Origin of the sequence: Aureibaculum flavum (assembly GCF_016406085.1) — a bacterium.
GTDB classification, from domain to species: Bacteria; Bacteroidota; Bacteroidia; order Flavobacteriales; family Flavobacteriaceae; genus Aureibaculum; species Aureibaculum flavum.
Window position 1 is genome coordinate 185,389 of the sequence record NZ_JAEHFJ010000003.1, and the last position, 26,356, is coordinate 211,744.

The following is a 26,356-nucleotide window of genomic DNA, read 5'->3' on the forward strand; positions in this document are numbered from 1 at the left end:
CTTTCTACTTATAGGTCGTCTTTCTATTGAATCTTACGTTTAACAAACCATCTATCATTAAGCGTTAAACCGAGGCGAAAGTTAAAATAATTTTCTTTAATAAGCGAATTATTTATCTCTCCTCTTTTACCAAATTCAAAACCAAGGTTTAAATTTGATAATTGTTTGCCTATAGGTAACCCTACTCCAAAAGACATGCCAAGATCGTCAACTTTATCATTATTAATTGTAATTCCAGTTTGTCTCATATTAAAACCTGCTCTATAAGTTATTCTTTCCCAGTAACTTGATATCGAATTTATTTTTGGAATATAAAAACCTCCTACAGAAATTTTACTCATTTTATCATGACCCAATCTTGTATTATCTGCAGAACCACCATTTGTAAAATCAATTGCATTATGAAAGCTATATTCTATACCTGCATACCATTTATTTTCTTGCCCCAAACCAACACTTAAAATAGTATTCAAAGGTTTTTTTATATCATCATCAAAAGAGTTATTTACTAAGGTATCTCTCGGACTAATAGTTCCGTCATTAGTATTTATCAATGAAAACAATAATTCATCACCTTCATTTGATAAGTTGTTCTTAAAGTGAAAAACGGCTCCAGTTTTTAATGTCAGCTTATCGGAAACTTTAGCACTGTATTGCAGTCCTGCTTTAGCTGTAAACCCCCTTAACTCAGAGTTAGTTGTATGCAAAGTAGCTAATTGCACACCATCTCTTCTATTTAATAGTGAATTCTCAATAGTACCAAATACATAAGAAGCTTCTAAACCGATACTAACATTTTTAAGTAATTTGTAACCAAAACCTAAAAACACTCGATTGGTACCACCACTACCTTCAAATGAATTTATTTCTGTTAAATCACCATCAGCATCTTCAAATTCTTCAGTTAAAGAATAACCAACAGTTGTATTGGGCTGTAAACCAAAAGATACTCCTCCTTTATTCCCAATTGGAATACCTAATGCAAAATAAGACAAAGATGCAGTAGAGGCTGACCCTTTATTTGTGCCGTCGTTTATAGATATTGATCTATTTTCACCAGCAATTGTATAGGTTGTATATTGTAAATAAGCTAACGCCGCTGGGTTTGTAAATGTCAATTGGTATGAACTATTAAAAGCACCACCTATCTCCCCCATACTCATTTCCTCCACCGTTTTTTGAGGAGTTTCTTCGCCAATACCAAAAAAAGAATAAGGTGAATTATTATTTTTTTGAGCAAAGCCTTTAAAAGATAATAGGATAAGTGATAATACTATAAGTTTCTTAATCATTCGTTTAGATTGTATATCAATATGCTGTTAAGTCCCTCCAATAAAAAATTTGGATTGGCAAATATGCTACTTTTTAACTTTTTAGCCAAGAAATTTGTGTCTCCTCCTGTTAAAACTACTGTTAAATTTGAAAATTCACTATTATATTGCTTTATAATTCCGTTTATTTCTTGAATAAACCCATTTAAAACTCCGGAATGGATTGAGCTATTGGTGTCCGTACCTATCAATTTATAACTAGCTTGTTCTAATAATGGTAAATTAGCAGTAAACTGATTTAGTGATTTGTACCTTAAATTAATACCTGGTGAAATTGCTCCCCCTAAATATTCAATTTTTGAATTTATAAAATCATACGTAATACAAGTACCAGAATCAATTACCAATACATTCTGCTTAGGATATTTATGGACTGCTGCACTAGCCAATGCAATTCTGTCTACGCCTAAAGTCATTGGTGTATTATATATATTTTTAAAAGGAACGCTTGTTTTATGGTCAAGTTGTACGAATTTTTCGAACTTTTTAAGCTCCATATCTGTCAAAATATTGGTTACAGAAGACAGAATACAATTTTTAAGGCTATATTCTTCTTGTAATTTATCAATATTTTTATTGATATCTTCATGGTCAGAAATCAGACTAAAAACTAGCTTATCCTGCTTAAATACAGCTAGTTTAGCTCTAGTATTTCCAATATCAATAACTAAATTCATGGCGTGTTTTAAAGAATTGTAAAGATACGAATAGATTTTTTACGAATTTGTTTTGATTAGTATTAAATTAAAATTTATATTTGCAACCGCTTTTAAAGCATGGTGCCTTAGCTCAGTTGGTAGAGCAATGGACTGAAAATCCATGTGTCCCTGGTTCGAACCCTGGAGGCACCACAAAAACCCCGAACTTAGTTTGGGGTTTTTTGTTTTTATTCAAGTTATGACACACTACCTATACATAATTTATAGCAACTCTATTGACAAATATTATGTTGGAGAAACTAATAATTTAAAGGAAAGATTAATAAAACATAATGAACATCTATATAAAAAGTCTTTTACTAAAATTGCTTCCGATTGGAATTATGCTTTAACCATGGAGTGCCAAAATAGACAAGATGCTGTATCTCTTGAGAAGTTTATTAAAAGAATGAAAAGCAAAAAGTTTATTCAAAAAATTATTTTAAAACCAGATATCCTTAAAGTTATTCTCGATAAAAAATAATCAAAATAACCCTGGTTCTCCCGAAGTTTCGGGACTGGAGGCACCACAAAAACCCCGAACTTAGTTCGGGATTTTTTGTTTTTATTCAAGTTATGACACACTACCTATACATAATTTATAGCAACTCTATTGACAAATATTATGTTGGAGAAACTAATAATTTAAAGGAAAGATTAATAAAACATAATGAACATCTATATAAAAAGTCTTTTACTAAAATTGCTTCCGATTGGAATTATGCTTTAACCATGGAGTGCCAAAATAGACAAGATGCTGTATCTCTTGAGAAGTTTATTAAAAGAATGAAAAGCAAAAAGTTTATTCAAAAAATTATTTTAAAACCAGATATCCTTAAAGTTATTCTCGATAAAAAATAATCAAAATANACCCTGGTTCTCCCGAAGTTTCGGGACTGGAGGCACCACAAAAACCCCGAACTTAGTTCGGGATTTTTTGTTTTTATTAAATATTCCCATTTTTCTTCATATTTAATGAAGCCTTTTATTTTTACTTTACCGAAAAAGATTATCTGTTGTAAAAAAATATTCAGACTGATTAATTGTAAAAAAATGTAACTTGCACAACAATAAATTTTGTCAAAAACATGAATTGGGAACAACTACTTTCTTTAAAAAAATATGGTGACACTAAGCCAAGAGAACGCAATAAGCAGAATGAGACGAGAATAGGTTTTGAGGTAGATTACGATCGTATCATATTCTCTGATTCCTTTAGAAGTTTACAAGATAAAACACAGGTAATTCCTCTTTCTAATACAGATTTCGTTCATACAAGGTTAACCCATAGTTTAGAAGTTTCTGTTGTTGGTCGTTCATTAGGAAGAATAGTTGGTAAAGCCCTACTAGAAAAGTATCCAAATTTAAAAGATCTTGGCTATCAAATTAACGATTTTGGAGCCATAGTAGCTAGTGCTTGTTTGGCCCATGATATTGGCAATCCGCCTTTTGGGCATAGTGGTGAGAAAGCAATTGGAGAATATTTTAAATCCGGCAACGGAATAAAATACAAGAATGAATTATCTGACAAACAATGGCAAGATTTAATTGATTTTGAAGGAAATGCAAATGGATTCAAAATTTTAACCGAATCTAGAGTAGGCGTTGAAGGTGGTTTACGTTTGTCTTATGCGACTTTAGGTGCTTTTATGAAATACCCAAAAGCGTCTTTGCCTAAAAAACCAACCACTAATATTGTAGATAAAAAATATGGTTTTTTCCAATCAGATACGGAAACTTTTTTAGATGTTGCAAAGAGCTTACACTTAGAACAAAACAGAAAAGAAGACGTTTCATATTTAAGACATCCTCTAGCGTTTTTAGTTGAAGCTGCAGATGATATTTGTTATACCATTATAGATTTTGAAGACGGTATTAATTTAGGTTGGATTGAAGAAGAGTTTGCCTTAGAATATTTAATAAAACTGGTAAAAGACACTATAAATACAGAAAAATACTACCAATTAACTACAAAACAAGACCGAATAAGCTATTTACGTGCACTCGCTATTGGCAACTTAATTAATGAAGCTGCAGCCGTTTTTTTAGAAAATGAAACGAAAATATTGGCAGGACAATATCAAATTTCTTTATTAGAAAAATGTAAATATGAAGCTCAAATTAATGACATTATTAAAATCAGTATCAATAAAATTTACAGAAGTAAAGAGGTAATTGAAAAGGAAATTTCGGGTTATAAAGTTTTAGCGGACTTATTAGATGTTTTTATTAACGCCGTAAACAACACATTTGAACAAAAACCCAGTAGTTATGATAGCTTAATAATGAGCCTGTTACCTCTAAAATATCAAAACCTAGATACAAATATGTATGATAGAATACTATCAGTCTGTAGCTTTATAGCAAGTATGTCAGATGGTGCAGCTATTTTATTACATAAAAAGATTAAAGGTGTAGTAATTTAATTTTAAAATCGTTCAATATGTTCTAGTAATCAGTATAAAAACTGACATGGATTTTAAAACCTATACATAACGCCAATACCAAGCATTTGTTTAAATTGTACTCTTGCCCCAAGTGTCTCTAAAGTTCCATCATTATTGGTATCCTCTTTATACTTTACGTCATCATCATAAATTACATGAGCACCAATATTGGCATTCATAAATTTATTAATTTTAAATGCAAAATTCAACTCCCAATCAGCATCAACATTTCCAAATTTATTTAAATAATCGGAATACAAACTAAGCTTATTACTCATCATTACGTTTTTAGCAATCTGTTTATTCCATGTACTTTCTACTAAAAAACCAAATTCATTTCGCGACTTTTGTCCAGGGGTTACACCAAATGCTCCACTATCTGATAAGCTTTTATCAAATACAAGTGTTGACTTTAATGTTATTGGAGAAAGGTATAAAGAGAATTTTTGTTGCTTAATTTCATAGTGCCCACCCGCACCTAAAAATATATATGCTGGAGCAAACATTCTAGAAATTGGATCACTAGTATTTGGGTATTTATATCCGTTTGTAAACTGTGTTTTAAAGTTAAATTGCATTGAGTAAAACCAATTAGAAACAGTATCTCGTCGATAACCAAAAACCGATTTATACTCGAACCTATCCTCAGATTTTCTCAACTCTCTATCTTCTTGAGAATTCAAACCATATCGAACATACAACTCATTATTCCATAATAAATGTAACTTTTTATAGAGCCTAACCAAATCGACCTTAAACAAACCTGAAATGGAATTATTTCCACCGGCACTCCAATTGACAAATGCGGCTTCATTTACATCCAAACCAATGCTATTCTTTTTTTGCCACCACACAGGATCATCTGCAAATTTTCTAGTTCTAATTTTGGCAACTTTTATAGGGTTAGTAACCTTGAGCGTATCAATAGTTAAGTTTTTTATTGGTGCTATATAACTTTTCTCTTTTGGTAATGGAATATAGATTGTATCGTTATTTAATTTATTTACCGTTAACCGATAACGTTCTGTAAAAACATAGTCATTTCTTAAGGAGTCATATGCTATGTTATAATAAGGTTTTAATAAAGTATTCATCTTTATTTTTAAAGAATCTAACTCCGTCAACCTCCTAACAGAATCAATTTTCATATAATTACCAACAGAATCTAATTGAATAACTACATCTATAGAGTCATTTAATTGAAATCTTTTTATGGTATCTCTGGGTTTAACAGGACTTATTGTATCAGATAAAAACATATCTAATACTTTTTTTACAGAACCAGAACTCCGTATTGAATCAGAATTACTAATGGTATTTAGTATATTGACCTTAGTACTATCAACTTGGGCGAAAACACTTAATGAAAAAAGAAGTGTAATTACAATGTAGGTGTGCTTATTTTTCAAACTTATTAATTTCAAAATATTAAAATTACTGGGTTTAGTAGTTGTATGAAAATTAAGTCCACAAAGATAGTATTTTTTTCATATTATGAACAGATAAGCCAATACTGTTAAATAATTCTTCGCTTTTACCATGTTCTATAAATGTATCGGGAATACCTAAAATTTCAATATTCTTGTCCTTATAGCCATGCTGTTGAGCAAACTCTAACACGGCAGAACCAAAACCGCCTACAATTGTTCCATCTTCAATAGTTATAATATTTTTAAATTTTTTAAAAACGTGATGAAGTAACTCTTCATCTAAAGGTTTTACAAAACGCATATTGTAATGGGCAATTTCGCCTTTATTCGTAATATCGATATACACGTCTTTAATCATGTTGCCAATTGTACCAATACTTAAAATTGCAACTTTTGACCCCTCTTTAATTGTTTCTCCTTTTCCAATTTCTAACGTTGAAAAAGGTTGTTGCCAATTCTGCATGGTGCCCATTCCTCTTGGGTATCTAATAGCAATTGGTCCTTTTAAACCTAATTGTGCTGTGTACATTATATTCCTCAGCTCTAATTCATTAAGTGGGGCGAAAATAATTAAATTTGGAATACATCGTAAGTAAGCCAAATCAAAAACACCATGATGTGTAGCACCGTCTTCACCTACCAAACCTGCTCTGTCCAAACAGAAAACAACAGGAAGGTTTTGTATTGCTACGTCATGAATTACCTGATCATAAGCACGTTGTAAAAAAGTAGAATAAATATTACAAAATGGTATTAAACCTTGAGTAGCCATTCCTGCTGCCAAGGTAACGGCATGTTGCTCTGCAATACCTACATCAAATGCCCTCTCAGGAATTTGATCAAGCATAAATTTAAGAGAACTTCCTGTAGGCATGGCTGGAGTAATCCCAACTATTTTATCATTCGTTTTAGCCAATTCTACCAAGGTCAACCCAAATACATCTTGATATTTTGGAGGTTGCTGGTTCAATTCAGATTTAGCAATTAGTTCACCAGTTTTTGCGTTAAATTTTCCTGGAGCATGGTATTTTACCTGATCTTCTTCTGCTTTTTGTAATCCTTTACCTTTTGTAGTTATAATATGTAAAAATTTAGGACCACTTACTGTTTTTAATCGTTCAAGTTCTGATAATAAAGCAGGTAAATCATGCCCATCAATTGGCCCAGAATAATCAATATTAAAAGCTTCAATAATATTATGCTTTCGAACTCTTTTATTATTTTTAATATTAGTTAAATAATTCTTTAATGCCCCAACGCTCGGGTCAATACCCATAGCATTATCATTTAGTATGATTAAAATATTTGCCTTACTTACTCCTACATGGTTCAATGCTTCAAATGCCATACCGCTAGCAATACTAGCATCACCAATAACGGCAATATGTAATTTATCAAGTTCTCCTTTTAACTGAGAGGCTATTGCCATGCCCAGCGTTGCAGAAATAGATGTAGACGAATGCCCGACGCCAAAGGCATCATATTCGCTTTCGCTACGTTTCGGAAAACCTGAAATACCACCTAATTGTCGATTGGTTTCAAAAACGTCCTTTCTTCCTGTTAAAATTTTATGTCCATAAGCTTGATGACCAACATCCCAAACTAAAAAATCGTTTGGGGTATCAAAAATATAATGCAAAGCAATTGTAAGTTCTACCACACCCAAACTTGCCCCTAAGTGCCCCTCTTTGGCAGCAACAATGCCGATGATAAAATCTCGTAACTCATTAGCCAATTGAGGGAGTTCCTCTTTTGGAAGCTGACGTAAATCTTTGGGACTAGCGATATGTTCTAACAATTCTTTTATTATTAATTTATACAACAAAAATAATGTTTTTATAATGGAACTAATTTATTTTAAAATTGATACTTAACCTTTCAACTTTCATAAAATCTTTAAAAACTAGTGGTTTCTGGGTAGTACAAAAAAAATCTTTATATTTGAATAACATATACCAACCTGAATTAATGCCATTTAGCAAAAAAGACATTGAGGATATTATTATAGAATCGTCAAAAAAATTAACAAAAATTAAATTGAATTCTAAAGATTATTCGGTTTTAGAAAACTTTCCGTTAGCTCAAAATCAATGCCTCTATTTAGTTAATTGGAAGGATTCAACTGTACCCATTCAAAGGCGTGTAGACAAAATTTTAGGATATGACCTTTCTGAATTTGGATTACTTACCATATTAAACCTTGCTCACCCAGACGATAAAGAGATTGTTTTAAGAGTGACTAAAGGGGTTATTGAACACGCTTTAAGTTTTTCAACAATTTTGAACGAAAATTCTTCGCATTATATTTGCTTTAGATTTACAAAAAAGGATGGAACTTATGTGAAAATTTTAAGACAGTCGACTATTTTTGAGTTTGCAAAAAATGGTACTATGGTAAGTAATTTCTCCCTACTTACAGACATTTCAAAAATTGACAAAACTGATAAAGTAGGCTGGGAAATTAATACCCCAGAACTAGATTCTAATAGTTTTAAGCAAAAAATATATAAAGAATTTATTGGGTTTTTTACTAAAAGGGAGCTAGAGGTAATAAAGTTAATTGAAAAAAATATTAAAACACCAACTATTGCTTCCAAACTTTTTATTAGTGAAGAAACCGTGTATTCACATAGAAAAAATATACTTAAAAAGAGCAATTGCCATAATGCAAAAGAACTTATAGAATTCTGCAAAAAGAACGGAATACTCTCTTAAACCCACCTCAACACACCTGTATATTACTAAAAATGAGACTATTATTCTCAATTTTAAAAAATCCCCTGTACAGGGGATTTACTCGTATATTTTTTAACAATACTTTTACACAATCTTTTATATTCACTAACCCTATAGAATAGGTTATTGAATCAAAAGTATTGAATTTTGTTAAAACAAAAAATATGAACCAAACCCAAATTGCTATGAAAAAGAATTTCAACCCAAAAATGATACTTATTGTGGTATCTTTATTTACTTCAAGTATCCTATTTTCACAAGAAAAACCATTTAGAATTGGTGTAAAAATTGGTTTCCCTAATGGTGTTGGCGGAAACATTGAATATGTACTACCCTTATTGGGTAATAAATTATCAGTTTCTCTAGATTATACGGGCTTAAAGGCAGATAAGTATCTAGAAGATGATGAAAGTGCAAAACTAAATTATATGGAAGGTGGCTTTAATTATTACTTTACAAAAGAAGGTAAAGGATTTTACGGTGGAGTTAGTTATGGCAGTTTTAAACTGAAAGGAGAGAGCACTGGTTATTATTCTGATGATGAAACAAAAGGTACTGGAACTGGGTCTTTTGACTTTACTAACAACTCTGTTAATATAAAACTAGGAGCAAAATTAGGTGGACTCTTTTATTTCAGACCAGAGGTCGGTTTTGCTTTTTCAGGTTTTCCCAAAGCTATTGATATGATAATTACATATCCAGATGGAAGTACTGAGATAGATAGTTTTATTGAAGAAGGTGATTTACCCAATGTAATAACAAGTGGGCTAATATTTAATATTGGTTTTGGCTTTGCATTTTAATTCAATTAACATCCAAATCCTTAAAATTTAATAGCTTTGTAGTTATAACTATTTAACTATGATAGATCCTTTTGACGATACTTATTTTATGAAACGAGCTTTTCAAGAAGCGGAAGCAGCATTTGAAAAAAATGAAGTTCCAATTGGAGCAGTCATTGTCATAAAAAATCAAATTATTGCTAGAGCACATAACTTAACAGAAACCTTAAACGACGTTACAGCACATGCCGAAATGCAAGCTTTTACCGCTGCTGCCGATTATTTAGGTGGAAAATATTTAAAAGACTGCACGCTTTATGTTACCCTAGAACCTTGCCAAATGTGTGCGGGTGCAAGTTATTGGACTCAAATTGGTAAAATTGTATATGGTGCTAAAGATGAGCAACGGGGTTTTGAACATTATAAAACGCAATTACACCCTAAAACTAAAGTTATTGGGGGTATACTAGAAGCTGAGTGTAGTGAACTGGTTAAACGTTTTTTCATTGAAAAAAGAAATCTGAATTGACGTTTACAACACTGAAAGGTTTTTTAAATCTAATTAATCTTTTAAATTTTCTTCATCTATTTTAAAAGGATTCTTACTATTTGGATCAAGAACATACTTTTTATACTTGCCATTTCTAAAACGATAAAATATGAATAACGGCATTAAAATAAAAGATAAAAATAAAATAGACAAACCAATTATAACGTCACCTTTAGGATGTTTTTGGTTTAATAGATAAGTACCAATAATAATGGCTATTATAAAAATAACAAATAATATTTTCAACAGAAGTTTCATTAAACAGTGTTTATCAGATTTACTTTTAAAGACAAGAACAAAGGTAAATTAAAAATATGGTTTATTGTAAAGATGATTACTTAGTTAATTCTATTCAAATTATCATCAACATCTTTATTTTTGAAAACAGATTTTTTTAGTTTTCCGAAAGCGTATTTTAGGGAAATAGATACTTCATTTCTATCTGAATAAAAAATAGTGTTTGCTATTATACTGTTTACATTGTACGATTCTTTAAAGCGTAATGAATTGAAAATATCATTAAAACTTAGTGTAGCATCTAGTTTTTTAAAGAATTTCTTGGTCAATGATGCATTTACAGCAAAAACACCATTTCTTTTATATATCCCTTCATTGTGTTTGGTATAACCCCATCCGTTAAGTGACGCTGAAAAAGTATTGTCTATTTTAAATTGATGATTGGAATAAATATACAAATAAGGACTAGCTTTGAATTCAATAGCATTCTTATCATTTACTTTTTTCGATGTTAAGTCTATTACTGTTGTTGAGTTCCAAAACTTATACTTTAATGGAACAACTAATTCTAAAACAAAACCCTCTTCATTCTCAAAATTACTTGAAGACATGGTGCTTGTTTCAGAAACATTATTATAAGTTATATTATAAAATGCAGGGTTCTCTTTTAGATAATAACTGGCACTGATAGAATATGTTTTAAAATCATAATTTAAAGAGATTTCATTTGTTATTGTTGGTTTTAATTCCACATTTCCTTTCCAATCTAAAAACGGACTTAAATAAGTAGAACTTGAACTAATAGTTGTAAAGATGGGTCTTGAAATACTTTTGGCATAATTTAAAGTTACTTTTTGTGTGCTATCTATTGCAAAAGTCAACATCGCTTTAGGAAATAATTTGAGATTGTTTCTATCTACCAATAAAGTACTATTATTTAGAAAACCACCTTTACCATCCATAATTTCGGCTCGTACACCTGATGTGTAAAAAAATTTACCTAATTTACCAGATAACTGTGAATAACCTGCGTAATTTTTTTCTTTATAATCATAATTGGTAGTGAAGTCTGAGGAAGGACTTACCATGGAAATTTGAGCATTTGTTTTAGCATTTGTTACTGACATTGATGCTCCTATTTCCAATTTCAACTTATTGGTAAATTCATTTTCAAAATCAGCCTTTAATGAAATTACATTTACCTTAAAATCTTGAAGCCTTTTTTGATCTGAAATAATTTCTGAGCCGTTCAAACTATTACCTATGTCACTCCCCAGTTCTTTGTTGTAATAAGAATATTGACCACCCATAAACAGATTTCTAGTTTTATTAAAAGATTTATTATAATTTAAATTGGTACTAGAATAAAATCTAAAATCGTCATTATCAGTAAGTGTAAAAACATGGTCTTCTATGTTGTTTTTCTTATTATTTGAATTTGTTTTGATTAGAAACTCATCATTTTGACTTCTTAATGTTGAGCTTAACGAGAAATAGTCATCTTTATTAATTTGATAGTAAATTCCTCCTCCAAAAATAAATTGAGGTCTTTTAGTGTCATCTGCTTCAACGACATAACTTGATTCAATATTTTCGTTTATAATAGTATAATCTGACCCATTACTCTCCCAAGGATGCAAATCATTAAATGCAGCGTTAAACTTAAGTTCAAATTTGTTTTGTTTATAGCTAATATTACCACCCAAAAAGTTGTTATAATTTTTTCGGAATGAGGCTGTCTCAGAAACTGTTCCTTTAATTCCATTCTTATTTGAAAATTTAGAATGAACCAAAATTACACTTCTACCTTCTGCCTCATATTTAGAAGAAGGATTATTGATAATTTCTATAAACTGAATATCATCAATTGTTATATTTTCGAGTTCTTGAAATGAAATTTTTTGATTTCCCAAATAGATAAGTGCAGTGCCTTTTCCAATTATATTGATTGATTCTCTATCACTAGAGATTTGTATTTTAGGAAGTTTAGACAATAAATCAATTGGGTTTGATTCGGATGAAAAAATGGTGTTGGCAACATTAACAATAATGTTTCCATTACTATTTTCAATTGGTTTTTTAGATGCGGTAATTTCGACCTCATCTAAGGCAGTGGTGCGTTCTGTTAGTTCTATGTTAAGGTTTAAATCCATATCAAGTGTAATAACTTTTTTAAACTCTTTAAAGCCTAAACAAGAAACTTTTAAGACATAAGTACCTTTTATCAGATCTGTAAAATTAAAACTACCCTTTTCAATTTCTATATATTCAATCAATTTTTCTTCATTGAAAGATAATAATAGTACATCTCCAATATCGACTAGTTCATTCTGAGAAGACACAAGACCCTTTACACTATAACGATCTTGAGCTAATAGCGTATTGCACATAATTATTAATAAAATTGTGATTTCTTTTCTGAGCATTACATTCTTTTAGAGCCACAAATAAAAAAAAGAATATTAAAAATGCTGTAAAATAAGGGTATGAATTAGGTACTAGTACTCGTACCGTTTTTAAATCTCAGGCTTAATTCATCCCGATTTGAAACATTAAGTTTATGATATATATGCGAAATATGTGATTTCACTGTACTTAAACTAATGAACAACTCTTGGGCAATTTCCTTATTAGATTTCCCTTTTAGAATTAAGTCTTTAACGGTAGTTTCTTGTTTACTTAATGACAACACCGTTGTTTCTTTACGGTTAGTTTTGTAGGCAAAAATTAACATCCCAATTAATGAAATTCCCAATAGGATATTTAACCATTTACTATAAGCGTATTTCGTTTCTACTTCAGATACAGCTATTTCCGTGAGCATATTTTCTAAAAAAAGATACTCATTTGGATTGATTTCACTTTCTTTCAAATCTGCCAAAATAGTAACATAAAATGCTCTGTTCTGATGAATATCTTTAATAAGTAATTTTTTATTACTTAGTTCTTTAATACTAATTAATTTAACTGCTAAAATTTGTAAAGAATCTTTTGTAAACGAATGTATTTCAGATAAATACTTTTTCTTATCTACTATTTTTGAAGTTCTAATTTTAAAAGCATTGAACTTCTGTAATTCATATTGTGTTGAATTATAAACATTATTGTTAGCATGAAGTGTTGTGTTTCTGAATGCAACAGTGTCAATTTTACTTTGAGATAATACAAAGGCCGTAAAAAATATAAATAGAACACCAATTATTTTTTTCATTCGTATTTGTGTTAAAGGTGGCGGGAAACTATGCCTTAATTTTATTCTAAATCTACAGTTTTTTCAACAACTAACTTTTTCAACTAATGTAACAAAAAAAATTAAATTAGTGTTTATGTACTCGTCAAACAGTATTTGATATAAATTCAAATTAATTATTTATTAAAAAGTACCCACGACACCTATGGTACCAAATCCGGCCTTTAAGCTCCAACTAATTTTTTTCGGTTTGGAATAATTATAAAAACCTTTCTTCTTCATAAAATTATCTATACTATCTACGGTTACAATACTTATGACTAGACCTAAGCCAACATCACTAAACCAATGTGCGTTTGCCCATAACCTTGATATCGGAACAATAGAACCTACACTATAAATACCAGCTTTAACCCAGATATTATCAAACTGTTTTGCTATTGAATGAGCCATAGAAAACGATAAGACAGCATGTCCAGAAGGAAATGAATGAAACCCAGCATCTTTACTAAAAGGTTTAAATTCATTATGGTTACCAATACTTGGTCTAGCTCTACCAAAGACATTTTTTGAAATAGATTGAATAAGACCTGATGTTGCAGCGGAGGTGATTATTAAAACGCCCGTCCGTCTTATTTTAACATTATCAGTGATAAGGCCTAACCCATAAACACTTGCAGATACTAAAAAGAAAGTTTGAGGTTTCCCTCCATAGAAACCAATTTTTTTTACAAAACGAGGAACATCTTTACCTTGGTTTACAAAAAAACTATTTGCTTCATTATCGCCTAAATACATGATTCCTGCTCCAGCGATAATTCCACCTACAGTTAAAAAGTCATCCCCTTTCCAACGCATAGGTTGTGTAAAAGAATTTACCATACTCTTAAGAGCTACGTTACCATCGTACTTAAGAGCTTTCCAAACCCTATTCTTTTTATAAGCAGTAGTATCTGTTTGAGAATACGTATATATTGATGATAAAATTATCAATAAAAGAAATATTTTTTTCATGCCTAAACACCTTCCAACTATACTTTAATTAAGATTATTTAATTAAAATAATCCATGTAATTGTGCATCAATTTTATCAATAACAACTCCTAAATCTTCTGGTTTATCAACGATATTTAAATTATCAATATCTACAATTAGTAATTTCCCTTTGGTATATGTCGATATCCATGCCTCGTAACGTTCATTAAGGCGACTTAAATAATCAATACTTATAGAGTTTTCATATTCTCTACCTCGTTTATGAATCTGACCAACTAAAGTCTGAATACTTCCTCGTAAATAAATTAACAAATCTGGTGGTGAAACCAATTTTTCCATCAATTCAAATAACGAAGAGTAGTTATTAAAATCTCTGTTTGTCATTAACCCCATTGCATGTAAGTTGGGTGCAAAAATATGAGCATCTTCATAGATAGTTCTGTCTTGAATAATATTTTTTCCACTTTCGTGAATTTCTAATATTTGACGAAATCTACTATTCAAAAAATAAATTTGAAGGTTAAATGACCATCTTTCCATTTCCGAATAAAAATCATCTAAATACGGATTTTCTTCAACGGATTCAAAATGAGGTGTCCATTTATAGTGTTTTGCTAATAGTTTTGTTAGGGTAGTTTTTCCTGCTCCAATATTTCCGGCAATGGCAACGTGCATGCTGTTGGTTTTAGTTTAATAAAAGTGCTTAAAGATACTTAAATTTTACCTGTTTTAAATACAAATATCATTTCGCCATCAAATATATAGATTTCATTGTTTAAAACATAAAATGATTCAATTGTAATTGATTTTTTTAATAGAATTTTAAACACTCCATCTTTTAAATTACTGTAATATAAGACACCATCTTTTATCCAATAATAACAATTATTAAACCTGTTTAATAGTTGCATTTCATTTAAGACAAGCCGTTGTTTAAAATTTGAATATTCGTCATATTCTAAAACTGTATTTTCATTTATCAACCAACAATATTTATAACTGGCAACCATTCTATTGGGTACAAAATTATCTTCACGAAAATTTACGGGTGCTGAACTTGAAATGACCTTATTGGTTTTATAATTATATACATACAATTTACTATCATCTTGACTATAAATCCAAAAATTATTATTGGAAGAACAGGATACTAAAGAAACATTTTTTGAGAACAAAACTTCATTAAAGTCAATCTTACTGGATAACTCATTGAGTTTATTATCTAGAAGAATTACACTGTTAAAATCTTTATAAAAAAGTAAAATCTTTAAAGGATTCTTAATATCAATAGCCGTTATTTTTCCCAATTGCGTGTTGGTATAAGACAACTCTTCTTTTTTATTTTTTTTATAAAACGTATTGTTTTTTAAATAATACAAATTCTCAAATTCATCAACCCCAATAAATTTATCGGCTTCAAGGTGTGTGCTTTTTATCAATTTAGACTCCACAATTGAATCCATGTCTTTTTGTTGACCTTGAACCACAAAACACGTTAAAAATAGAAAAAATGTGAGTATTACTTTCATCAATTACAAAAATACAATAAAATTATCTCGAAACGGGCTATCAAAGGCAGACAGGATTATTGACTTATTTTATCTTCTACATCCTCATGGTTGAAGTCAAAAAAATAAATTAGCTCCAAAAATTATTTTTAATAGTTACTTACAGATAGTTTAAACAACTATTTTCGGTATTTTTTTCAGATCCATATGTCTCAATAAATTGTGTGAAAATTCAAGCATATTTTGTACTTCATCAGTACGGGCAATATGTAAGTATTTAAAGATCATCAAAGCTTCACCGTTACTTTCTATATGATGGATTTCGTTTTGCTCTAAAAAACGAATAACATTATCATTAAAAAATGCCTTGATTGCATCTTCATCTTCACCACTTAACTGGAATTTACCGGAAAAACCTGGATATTTAACAAAATCAATATCTCCTCTTGCTCCAGAGAATACTTTTACCCGATTAAATATTTTATCAAAAAGACCCTCCTTATCAATAATAAATCTCGGAATCGAAACAGGTAATCTTACTATCTGTACCGTAGTTTGATATACTTCTAGTGCATCTAATGCTCCTTCGTCGAATACAATATCAGCAATTTCCCATTTAAAATTATTTTCCACGTCTAACCCTTTTAAAGAATTACTTTTCATTTCAATAGGACGAGAATCAAAGAAATGAAAATTTCTTAGATAAGAAGTATTCCAATCTACCTCACGCTCAAAAGACCAACCATTTCTAATAGCCACTTTTTGCAAACGAATCTGACGTTTGGTAATCCGTTTTTTGACACGACCTGTAACAATTTTTAAAGCTCGGTTATGACTCGTCGAAGCAACATGATTATCCAATCCAATCAATTTAACATCTCCTCCATTATCATCATGTACACGTTTAAATTCTATTAAATTTTCCATTATTGTAAGATCCACAAGCCGTGTTTGTGACATGTCAATACTTACATTTGATCCTTCAGGGATATCTTCCAACAGTTTATCTAACTTTAAAGCATATAAAAAATTTGCTATGCCTTTTAATTTAACATCATAAGAACCATTTTCAGATTTATATACTTTTGAGCCTGATTTATAAATCTTTTTAAAGAAGTTAACAATTCCAACTTTAGCTAATAGCATATGCAAAACTAGTGTCATTAAAATACCCCCTACAATTCCATAAAGCAAATCTGTAAACAATGTAATTATAAGTGTTAAGGATAGGAATAACAACTGTTCTACACCTTGATCATAAGCGTGCTTAAATACCTGAGGAGATGCTAATTTAAAACCTGTATGAACTAAAATTGCAGCCAAAGCAGCCAGGGGCACACTTCTTAAAACAGGAGCCAAAATAAGCACAAAAAGAATTAGAAAAATTCCATGATAAAGGTTAGACCATTTTGTTTTCGCGTTACTGTTTACGTTTACTGTACTTCGTACAATTACTGTAGTAATAGGAAGTCCACCTAAAGCTCCAGAAACCATAGTGCTTAATCCCACACCTACCATATCTTTATTAAGGTTTGTTGTTCTTTTATAAGGATCTAATTTATCAACCGCACGAGCACTGGCCAGAGTAATTACAGTAGCAATAGTTGTAATTGATAAAACAGTAAGCCAAAAGGCAGATGTTCCTATCATGGAAAAGTCAGGATGCATAATACTATCAAGTGGATTATCAGGAATATTAATCAATAAATCAGGACCAACAACGTAATTTTTTCCGAAAAGTGAAATACTATGCTCATTAAAAAAATCAAATCCAAACACTATTGGTAGGGCCAATAGTAAAACCCACATAGGAGCCGGGATTATCCGTATGAATTTGGTATTAATTTTTTTATAAAAAAAGAGTACTAAAATACCAACCAATGCTATCAAAAACACAAAAGGATTTATTTCTGAGAGATTGTAAAAAACATCAGACAAGGTTCCAATAATTGTATTGGCATTAGAAGTCGTTCCAAGGGCATAATGAATTTGCTTTGCAAAAATAATGATTCCAATTGCCGCCAGAATACCATGTAAGACTGAAGAAGGTAATAACTTGGCAAACCGGCCCATTTTAAGAAAACCCAATATAGTTTGAATACCACCTGACACTACAATTGCTGCCAAAACGTAATTAATATTACCATCTAATGCAACTAGGCCTCCTAAAATAGCAGCAATTAAGCCCGCCGCTGGACCATTGATTGATAAATTACCTCCTCGAAAAAAGGTGGTAACAACACCACCAATAATTGCAGAAAGCACACCAGCCATAGGAGATACTCCAGAGGCTACTGCAATCCCCAAAGCTAAAGGCAACGCAACTAGCGAAACACTTAAAGCAGCCGAAACATCATTACGCCAATTTTCTTTCAGTCCTTTAAGTCCCTTTGAGGGGATTGGGTTGTTTAAATTCATAGATGTAATAAGATCAATTATCGATTTTCGTAAGATAGTATTTTTTAAAAGGGAAACAATTTATAATGTAGACTAAAAAATAATTGTCAAAATCATTTTATTTAGTATTTTCACAACAAAATTAACCAATGATTGAATTAGCGGGAATTATTATCTTAGGAATTTTGGCTCAATGGGTTGCATGGAAGTTAAAAATTCCAGCAATATTACCCTTAATTTTAATAGGGCTGCTGGTTGGACCAATTGCTGCAGAATTTCTATCAGAAGATGGTACAAAATGGATAGAACCCATTTGGAATGGTAAAGAAGGTTTATTTCCTGGAGAAAGTTTGTTTTATTTTGTTTCCTTAGCTATTAGTATCATCTTATTTGAAGGAGGGTTAACATTAAAATTAAATGAAATTAAAAATGTTGGGCCAGTAATTACAAAATTAATTACCATTGGTTCTGTAGTTACCTTTTTTGGTGCAGCAATTGCCGCTTATTATATTTTTAATTTAAGCTGGCAAATTTCATTCTTATTTTCAGCTTTAATTATAGTCACTGGACCTACAGTTATTACTCCAATTTTAAGAAATATTCCATTAAAAAAAGATGTGTCTGCAGTGCTTAAATGGGAAGGCATCTTAATTGACCCCATTGGAGCGTTAGTAGCGGTTCTGGTTTTTGAATTTATTAGTGTTGAAGGTGGTGGAGAATTTACAAAAACTGCATTAATTGAATTTGCTAAGATTGTATTATTTGGTTTTACTTTTGGTTTTACTTTTGCACATGCATTAAACTTTATAATTAATAAAAAATGGGTGCCTCATTATTTATTAAATGTATTAGCATTGGCTTCAGTACTTGGTGTTTTTGTACTTTCAGATGCTTTTGCACATGAATCTGGCTTGTTAGCAGTGGTTGTAATGGGTATGGTATTAGGAAATTCTAATTCACCATATTTAAAAGAATTACTATACTTTAAAGAATCTTTAAGTGTACTCTTAATTTCAATATTATTTATTTTACTGGCTGCTAATATAAACTTTGATGATCTTTTATTGATTTACAATTGGAAAACTGCCCTATTATTTGCCATAGTTGTTTTTGTAATTCGCCCTATAGGCGTGTTTTTAAGCACTCATAATTCAAGTTTAAAATTAAATGAAAAAATATTTATAAGTTGGGTTGGCCCTCGTGGTATTGTAGCAGCAGGAATTGCTTCTTTATTTGGTTTAAAATTAGCCAAAAATGGTGTGCCTGGTGCTGAATACATTACACCTCTTGTCTTTATGATTGTATTAGGTACTGTATTATTAAATGCAACGACTGCAAGAATGTTTGCCAAGGTAATTGGTGTTTTTCTAACTAAGTCTGAAGGAATACTAATAGTTGGTGCCTCAAAAATCTCCCGCTTAATTGGTCATTATTTGGAAAGTAATGGAAGGCATGTCGTGTTAATTGACAGTAACCAAAACAACATAAATAAAGCAAGAGATCTTGGTCTGGAAGCTATAAATAGCGATGTTTATTCTGATAAATTAGCAGATAATATTGAATTAAACGATGTTGGTTATTTAATGGCTTTAACAGGAAATTCAGAAATTAACAATTATGTTATTGATAAATTTAAGAGTCAATTTGGTGAAAATGGTACATTTAGATTGGTCAGTTCAACCGAAATGAATGATGAGCAAAATAATCCTAAAGAGGGTTTGTTTTCACACACTAATGATTATAACTCTTTAAATGAAGTTGCTAATAATTATCCAAGTATTAATGAAATTAAATTAGACTCTAAAGAACATTTTGAACGTTTAATTGAACGTACTGAAAAAGACAAAGAAATTGTCCCCCTATTTATTAAAAATAAAACGGGAATACTAGACATTATTCCTTCAAATAATAAAAACGTTAAAATTGGAGAAGATGCTTCACTCGTCTATTTAGGTAAACTAATTAAAGTTGTTTAGTCCTAATTTATTCGCTTATTTCAGATTCAGGTGCTAATTCTATAATTAACCCATCTAGTTCATCTTTTAAATAAATTTGACAGCCTAAACGGCTATTATCTTTTACATGAAAAGCTTGGTCTAACATGTCTTCTTCTTCTAAACTCATTTCTGGTAATTCTAATTCAGGTGATTCTATATAACATTGACAAGAAGCACACATGGCCATACCACCACAAATTCCAATAGTACCTTCAGGAGCTAATTCGTACACTCTTACCAGTTCCATTACATTCATATTCATATCTGTTGGAGCATCTACGTTGTGAGTCTCTCCTGCTCGGTCTATGATGGTAACTTTTATTGTATTTTCTTCCATGCTTTTTTGAAAAAATAATATGATTATGTTCGTCTAATTCTAGGTATACTATGTAAAAGTATGGTAGTTGAACTGACGATGCGTTATATTTTTGTAGTAACTGCTTTTTTCTGCTCTTTTTTAACTCCATCAAAACCAGTAACACCAGAAACCGTAGTATATTTCATCACTAATTTTTTAGCATCCGGATTTACTAATTTGTATGCTGATTGCACCATGATAGTAGCCTCATGAAATCCGCAAAGAATTAATTTTAGCTTACCTGTATATGTATTTACGTCTCCAATGGCATAAATACCTGGAATGTTGGTGCTATAATCTGTAGCATTATTCACTACAATAGCATTTTTTTCTATATTCAAACCCCAATTAGCTATTGGCCCCAATTTAGGAGATAATCCGAAAAGTGGAATAAAATGATCAACCTCAACAATTTTATTTCCTTCTGTTGAATTTTTTACTGTTACAGATTCTACTTTATCTTTTCCATGAATTTCAATTACTTCAGACTCGGTCAATAATTTTATTTTACCTTTTTTAACCAACTCCTTAACCTTTTCAACAGAATCTAAAGCCCCTCTAAATTCAGTTCTTCGATGTACTAAGGTAACTTCCTTAGCAATATCAGTCAAAAAGATAGACCAATCTAATGCAGAATCACCTCCACCTGCAATAATTATCTTCTTATCCTTATAAAAATTAGGCTCTCTGATAATATATTCAACACCTTTATCCTCATAGTCAACAATTTCCTTGATTGGTGGTTTTCTGGGCTCAAATGAACCTAAACCTCCGGCAATTGCAACAACGGGTGCATTATGCTTTGTGCCTTTACTGGTAGTAACAACAAAACTACCATCTTCTAATTTCTCGATAGTTTCGGCACGTTCTCCTAAAGTATAAGTAGGCTCAAAAGGAGCAATTTGTTCTTCCAAATTTTTAACTAAATCTCCAGCTAATACAGATGGATACCCGGGAATATCATAAATAGGCTTTTTAGGATAAATTTCAGCCAATTGACCTCCTGGTATAGGTAATGCATCAATTAAGTGACAACGTAATTTTAAAAGTCCTGCTTCAAATACTGTAAATAAACCTACAGGACCAGCTCCAATAATAAGGATATCTGTTTTAATCATTATATATCAAATTTTCGACAAAAATAAGAACAATATTATTTGTGATATGTGATTTTTATCACATTACCCCTTTTATGTGTAATTCGTTAAAATCTTTATGAATGGTTAAGGTGTTATCTCCGTTTACCTGCATCTTTTTAAAATCAATTTCCTCGTTATCGATTTGTATTTTATCAATTTCGAATGGCACACCATGAAAATTTATTTTAAATGTTTTATAATCTGCATCATATCTACCTGATTTATGCTGCTGAATAATCAGTTGCTTTTCTTTACCAAGAAGTTTAAAAGTTCTATAACTATATTTTCCTTTGGTATAGTCGTACCCATCATGAGCATCATCAAATAAGAATGATTTTTCAGTTCCTATTTTAAAGTATACATCTAAAGTTACCTCTTCGATGTTTTTTTCACCTACATATTGTTGTACTGGATATTTAGGTATAACTGAACCTGATTTTATAAAAATAGGCATGGTTTCAATATCACTACTCACCCACATTTCTTTACCTCCTTCTACAACTTCATCATTCCACATATTAAACCAATCACCTTTAGGAATATACATTCTTCTTCCTTTTGAATTGGGTTCAAGAATAGGACACACTAATATTTTATCTCCAAATACAAACTCATCAGTTCTGTAATGTGTTTGAATATCTTCTTGATCATACATTACCATTGACTTCAAAATGGGAACACCATCATTAAAATAATGCCAAAAAGCAGTATATAAGTAAGGTAATAACTGGTAGCGTAGTTCTATAAACTTTCTTACTATATCAGTTATTTCATCGCCAAATGCCCATGGTTCTTGTGCTCCATGATCACCTGAAGAATGTACTCTACAAAAAGGGTGAAAAATACCCAATTGAATCCATCGTGCAAATAATTCACCTTCTGGTTGCTCTGCAAATCCACCAATATCACTTCCTGCAAAAGAATACCCAGACATTGACATACGTTGAGCTTGTACATTAGCAATCCATAAATGCTCCCAAGAGGCAACATTATCACCAGTCCAAGAACTCGTATAACGTTGTGTACCTGAATATGCCGCTCTCGTAATTACAAATGGTCTTTTTGGAAAAGCAAATTTCTTTAAACCTTGATAGGTTGCTCTCGCCATTTGCATTCCATAAATATTATGGGCTTTTCTATGACTACATGGGTTTCCATCATAATCATGACGAACATCATTAGGGAAGGTCTTATTTGGCACTTCCATAACAGCAGGCTCATTCATATCATTCCACACACCTTTTACCCCTATATCTTCTATTAATTCCTTAAACAATCCAGACCACCATTCTCTAACTTCAGGATTGGTAAAATCGGGAAAGTAACACTGACCAGGCCATACTTTACCTTTCATATAAGGACCGTCAGCTCGTTTACAGAAATAATCTTTTTCTAGACCTTCTCTAAAAATGTTATAATCTGCATCAATTTTGATTCCCGGATCAATAATAGCAACTGTTTTAAAACCATCGTCCAATAGTTCTTTTACCATTCTTTTTGGATCAGGAAAATATTCTTTATTCCAAGTAAAACACCTGAAACCTTCCATATAATCAATATCCAAATAAATGGCATCACATGGTATTTGTAATTCTCTGAACTTTGAAGTAACCTCTTTTACGTTACTTTCAGGATAATAACTCCATTTACATTGGTGAAAACCCAAAGACCATAAAGGAGGCATTTGATGTGGCTTTCCAGTTAAATCTGTATAATTAGCAACTACCTTATCCATTTCTGGACCATACATAAAGTAGTAATTCATTTCACCACCTTGAGCCCAAAAGCTCATCACATCTTTACGTTCATGAGCAAAATCAAAGTATGATCTAAAGGTATTGTCAAAGAAAATACCATATGATTTTCCTCCATGTAGCCCTGTAAAAAAGGGAATAGCTTTATATAGTGGATCCGTATCTTTACCATAAGCATAAGAATCTGTTACCCAATTCTGAAAACGTTTACCTTTTAAGTTTAAATGTGTAGGCTTGTCTCCAAGTCCGTAATAGCTTTCTCCTTTACGAGATTTCTTACTCATTTTAACAACATTACCTCCATGTTCATAACTTTCTTCCCAATGAAAACCAATTTCATCATCAATAATTAAGGTCTTGTCTTTTGCATCAAACATAGAAATTCTAGCATTCTCTTTTTTAATACGACATATTAATTTTTCAGTGGTAATTTCATACTGGTCATCATTTTCTTCAATTTCAAGAATATCATAACCGCTGTTAGCATATTTGGTAATAGCATAAGAAAAGTCATTTTCAAAAATACCTGTGGTACTATATCTAAAACGAATAACACTGTCTCTTAAAATTGTTACTTTTAATGTAACACCATTCTCAGTAAAAAAATTGAAGGTATCAATATGTTTTTCATATGATACTATTTTTGAAGGAAATTGATTTCCTGTTATTTCTAGTTCTGTATTTGTAATCATAAATTGTTATTGTAAATCGGTTGGCAAAACTACTAAATTTTAGAACGAAACTTAGTCCGTTTTATTTAAAAAAGGGGGTAAAACATTGCAAATAACATAAATAACAACATCTTAAATTAATAAAACATTGTTATTTAGTGCTGTAAATATTGATTTTTTATGAAATGTATTTAAAAATAACCACTCCTAAAGGTGGTATCCCTATTGTAGCAGAATAAGGTTTATTATGTTCTTTTTTCTTTTTTAAAGTGATTTGTCTAGTATTAGAAAATCCACTTCCACCATATTTCTCTGAATCACTATTAAATATTTCTTTTATTTTTCCTTTTCTAGGCAATCCAATATTGTACTTTTCAATAGTTTTAGGTGTAAAGTTACATACTACAACGGTATCATTTTCTTTATCATGCCCTTTACGAATATATGAAAGCACACAATTTTTACTATCGTCTAAACTGATCCATTCGAAACCATCAGCACTAAATGCTTTTTCATATAATGCGGGTGTATTTTTATAAAATTGATTTAAATCTTTAAAAAATGCTTGTGTATTTTTATGTGGTTCGAACTCTAATAAATTCCAATCTAAACTTTTTTGAAAATCCCACTCGTTATATTGACCAAATTCACCTCCCATAAATACTAAATTAGTACCAGGATGCGTAAACATATAGCCATAAAGCAATCTTAAATTAGCAAAACGTTGCCATTCATCACCAGGCATTCGACCTAAAATAGAATTTTTACCATAAACAACTTCATCATGTGATAACGGTAACATAAAGTTCTCAGAAAATGCATACGCTAAACTAAATGTAATATCATTTTGATGATATTGTCTATAGATTGGATCTTTGGCAAAATAATCTAATGTATCATGCATCCAGCCCATCATCCATTTCATTCCAAAACCTAGACCATCGTGTTTTACAGCTCTTGTTACTCCCGGAAAAGCAGTTGATTCTTCCGCGATGGTTATTACACCATCAAAATTATCTTCTACGGCTTGGTTAAATTCTTTTAGCAAAGAAACTGCTGCTAAGTTTTCTCTTTCGCCATAAATATTTGGTTCCCATTCACCGTCTTCACGTGAATAATCTAAATATAACATGGACGCTACAGCATCTACACGTAAGCAATCAATATTGTATTTTTCTAACCAAAATAAGGCATTGCTAATCAAAAACGAACGCACTTCATTACGTTCATAATTAAATATAAGACTTTTCCAATCTTGATGATATCCTTTTCTTTTATCAGGATGTTCATATAAATGTGATCCGTCAAAAAAGCCTAAACCATGATCATCAGATGGAAAATGCGATGGTACCCAGTCTAAAATTACACCAATATCATTTTGATGAAATTGATCTACCAAATACATAAAATCTTGTGGTGTACCAAAACGAGAAGTAGGTGCAAAATATCCTGTTAATTGATAGCCCCATGAAGGGTCATAAGGATACTCCATAATTGGCATTAGCTCAATATGCGTAAAATTCATTTCCTTTACATATGGAACTAATTTTTTAGCTAATTCCCTATAGGTCAACCGCTCATTATCTTTAGATTTCATCCAAGAATCTAAATGCACTTCATAAACAGAATAAGGTTTATCTAAACCATTCTTATCTTTACGATAAGACATCCATTTTTTATCTTTCCATTTGTAATTATCAATACCCCAAACAATAGAAGCTGTTTTAGGTGGGTGTTCACAACGCTTCGCATAAGGATCAGCTTTTTCTGTTATAACACCATTATGATTACTGTGTATTTTATATTTATACAAGCTCCCTTCACCGACATTAGGTATAAAGCCCTCCCAAATACCAGATGCATCCCAACGTACATTTAATGGATGTTCTTCTCCTGACCAAAAATTAAAATCTCCAATAACAGAAACTTGTTTAGCTGATGGAGCCCATACTGCAAAATAGGTTCCTTTAACACCATCTACTGTTACAATATGAGAGCCTAATTTTTCGTATAATTTAAAATGTTTACCCGATTTAAACAGGGCGATGTCAAAATCAGTAAATTGGCTATACGTTGATACTTTGGTCATAGTTTTGTTTGATCTATTATTTTTAGAGTGAAAACACTCTTAACCT

Annotated in this window: 22 protein-coding genes and 1 tRNA gene; 8 read left to right on the top strand and 15 right to left on the bottom strand. The window is 31.0% G+C overall.

The annotated features are described in order from the left end of the window. Nucleotides 1-23: 23 nt before the first annotated feature. Both bamG and JBL43_RS06770 read right to left on the bottom strand, forming a co-directional pair. On the bottom strand, nt 24-1,292 hold the full coding sequence (gene bamG, locus JBL43_RS06765) for a BamG family beta-barrel-assembly machinery protein (protein WP_198840703.1): 1,269 nt from the start codon (nt 1,290-1,292) through the stop codon (nt 24-26). Then, complete coding sequence (locus JBL43_RS06770) at nt 1,289-2,008, bottom strand: type III pantothenate kinase (protein WP_198840704.1); 720 nt, start codon at nt 2,006-2,008, stop codon at nt 1,289-1,291. Before JBL43_RS06770 ends, bamG begins: the two co-directional genes overlap by 4 nt. A gap of 101 nt (nt 2,009-2,109) precedes the next feature. Between JBL43_RS06770 and JBL43_RS06775 the strand changes: the two genes are divergently transcribed. From JBL43_RS06775 to JBL43_RS06790, 4 genes are all read left to right on the top strand, one after another. Beyond that, nucleotides 2,110-2,182: transfer RNA gene (locus tag JBL43_RS06775), tRNA-Phe, on the top strand. Between the two features lie 46 nt (nt 2,183-2,228). Further along, nucleotides 2,229-2,513 carry a GIY-YIG nuclease family protein gene (locus tag JBL43_RS06780; protein ID WP_198840705.1) on the top strand — a complete coding sequence of 95 codons (285 nt, stop codon included), beginning with the start codon at nt 2,229-2,231 and terminating at the stop codon, nt 2,511-2,513. Between the two features lie 92 nt (nt 2,514-2,605). Next, entirely contained in the window at nt 2,606-2,890 is a 285-nt protein-coding gene (locus tag JBL43_RS06785) for a GIY-YIG nuclease family protein (RefSeq protein ID WP_198840705.1), read from the top strand. Between the two features lie 227 nt (nt 2,891-3,117). After that, nucleotides 3,118-4,455 (top strand): deoxyguanosinetriphosphate triphosphohydrolase, encoded by a 1,338-nt coding sequence (locus JBL43_RS06790; protein ID WP_198840706.1) that lies wholly within the window; start codon nt 3,118-3,120, stop codon nt 4,453-4,455. Nucleotides 4,456-4,508: 53 nt separating this feature from the next. Here JBL43_RS06790 and JBL43_RS06795 read toward each other — a convergent pair whose 3' ends face one another. Continuing rightward, nucleotides 4,509-5,885, bottom strand: coding sequence for a DUF3078 domain-containing protein (locus JBL43_RS06795; RefSeq protein WP_198840707.1), 1,377 nt, complete (start codon nt 5,883-5,885; stop codon nt 4,509-4,511). Nucleotides 5,886-5,937: 52 nt separating this feature from the next. Beyond that, nucleotides 5,938-7,716, bottom strand: coding sequence for a 1-deoxy-D-xylulose-5-phosphate synthase (locus JBL43_RS06800; protein WP_198841073.1), 1,779 nt, complete (start codon nt 7,714-7,716; stop codon nt 5,938-5,940). A gap of 131 nt (nt 7,717-7,847) precedes the next feature. Here JBL43_RS06800 and JBL43_RS06805 point away from each other — a divergent pair, with 131 nt between their 5' ends. The 3 genes from JBL43_RS06805 (at nt 7,848) to JBL43_RS06815 (ending at nt 9,953) form a co-directional block, all read left to right on the top strand. After that, on the top strand, nt 7,848-8,621 hold the full coding sequence (locus tag JBL43_RS06805) for a LuxR C-terminal-related transcriptional regulator (protein WP_198840708.1): 774 nt from the start codon (nt 7,848-7,850) through the stop codon (nt 8,619-8,621). Nucleotides 8,622-8,827: 206 nt separating this feature from the next. Beyond that, complete coding sequence (locus JBL43_RS06810) at nt 8,828-9,445, top strand: hypothetical protein (protein WP_198840709.1); 618 nt, start codon at nt 8,828-8,830, stop codon at nt 9,443-9,445. Nucleotides 9,446-9,503: 58 nt separating this feature from the next. Beyond that, nucleotides 9,504-9,953, top strand: coding sequence for a nucleoside deaminase (locus JBL43_RS06815; protein WP_198840710.1), 450 nt, complete (start codon nt 9,504-9,506; stop codon nt 9,951-9,953). Between the two features lie 33 nt (nt 9,954-9,986). On the opposite strand, the gene JBL43_RS06820 is transcribed toward JBL43_RS06815, so the two are convergent. The 7 genes from JBL43_RS06820 to JBL43_RS06850 form a co-directional block, all read right to left on the bottom strand. Further along, complete coding sequence (locus JBL43_RS06820) at nt 9,987-10,232, bottom strand: hypothetical protein (protein WP_198840711.1); 246 nt, start codon at nt 10,230-10,232, stop codon at nt 9,987-9,989. Between the two features lie 80 nt (nt 10,233-10,312). After that, nucleotides 10,313-12,637, bottom strand: coding sequence for an outer membrane beta-barrel family protein (locus tag JBL43_RS06825; RefSeq protein ID WP_198840712.1), 2,325 nt, complete (start codon nt 12,635-12,637; stop codon nt 10,313-10,315). A gap of 65 nt (nt 12,638-12,702) precedes the next feature. Then, entirely contained in the window at nt 12,703-13,422 is a 720-nt protein-coding gene (locus JBL43_RS06830; protein ID WP_198840713.1) for a response regulator transcription factor, read from the bottom strand. 162 nt (nt 13,423-13,584) lie between these two features. Beyond that, nucleotides 13,585-14,415 carry a phosphatase PAP2 family protein gene (locus JBL43_RS06835; RefSeq protein ID WP_198840714.1) on the bottom strand — a complete coding sequence of 277 codons (831 nt, stop codon included), beginning with the start codon at nt 14,413-14,415 and terminating at the stop codon, nt 13,585-13,587. A 42-nt stretch (nt 14,416-14,457) separates the two neighbouring features. Continuing rightward, nucleotides 14,458-15,072: a deoxynucleoside kinase gene (locus JBL43_RS06840; protein ID WP_117879988.1), complete on the bottom strand. Its 615-nt coding sequence runs from the start codon at nt 15,070-15,072 to the stop codon at nt 14,458-14,460. A gap of 38 nt (nt 15,073-15,110) precedes the next feature. Continuing rightward, entirely contained in the window at nt 15,111-15,926 is an 816-nt protein-coding gene (locus tag JBL43_RS06845; protein WP_198840715.1) for a hypothetical protein, read from the bottom strand. A gap of 150 nt (nt 15,927-16,076) precedes the next feature. Next, on the bottom strand, nt 16,077-18,323 hold the full coding sequence (locus JBL43_RS06850) for a SulP family inorganic anion transporter (RefSeq protein WP_198840716.1): 2,247 nt from the start codon (nt 18,321-18,323) through the stop codon (nt 16,077-16,079). 128 nt (nt 18,324-18,451) lie between these two features. Here JBL43_RS06850 and JBL43_RS06855 point away from each other — a divergent pair, with 128 nt between their 5' ends. Continuing rightward, a complete protein-coding gene (locus JBL43_RS06855) occupies nt 18,452-20,278 on the top strand; it encodes a cation:proton antiporter (protein WP_198840717.1) in 1,827 nt (608 codons plus the stop codon). Nucleotides 20,279-20,285: 7 nt separating this feature from the next. On the opposite strand, the gene JBL43_RS06860 is transcribed toward JBL43_RS06855, so the two are convergent. The 4 genes from JBL43_RS06860 to glgB all read right to left on the bottom strand — a co-directional run bounded on the left by JBL43_RS06860 (nt 20,286) and on the right by glgB (nt 26,310). Continuing rightward, a complete protein-coding gene (locus JBL43_RS06860) occupies nt 20,286-20,636 on the bottom strand; it encodes a 2Fe-2S iron-sulfur cluster-binding protein (protein ID WP_198840718.1) in 351 nt (116 codons plus the stop codon). Nucleotides 20,637-20,719: 83 nt separating this feature from the next. Next, nucleotides 20,720-21,775, bottom strand: coding sequence for an NAD(P)/FAD-dependent oxidoreductase (locus tag JBL43_RS06865; RefSeq protein WP_198840719.1), 1,056 nt, complete (start codon nt 21,773-21,775; stop codon nt 20,720-20,722). Between the two features lie 58 nt (nt 21,776-21,833). Next, complete coding sequence (locus JBL43_RS06870; protein ID WP_198840720.1) at nt 21,834-24,242, bottom strand: glycoside hydrolase family 31 protein; 2,409 nt, start codon at nt 24,240-24,242, stop codon at nt 21,834-21,836. Nucleotides 24,243-24,399: 157 nt separating this feature from the next. Further along, on the bottom strand, nt 24,400-26,310 hold the full coding sequence (gene glgB / locus JBL43_RS06875) for a 1,4-alpha-glucan branching protein GlgB (RefSeq protein WP_198840721.1): 1,911 nt from the start codon (nt 26,308-26,310) through the stop codon (nt 24,400-24,402). Between the last annotated feature and the right edge of the window lie 46 nt (nt 26,311-26,356).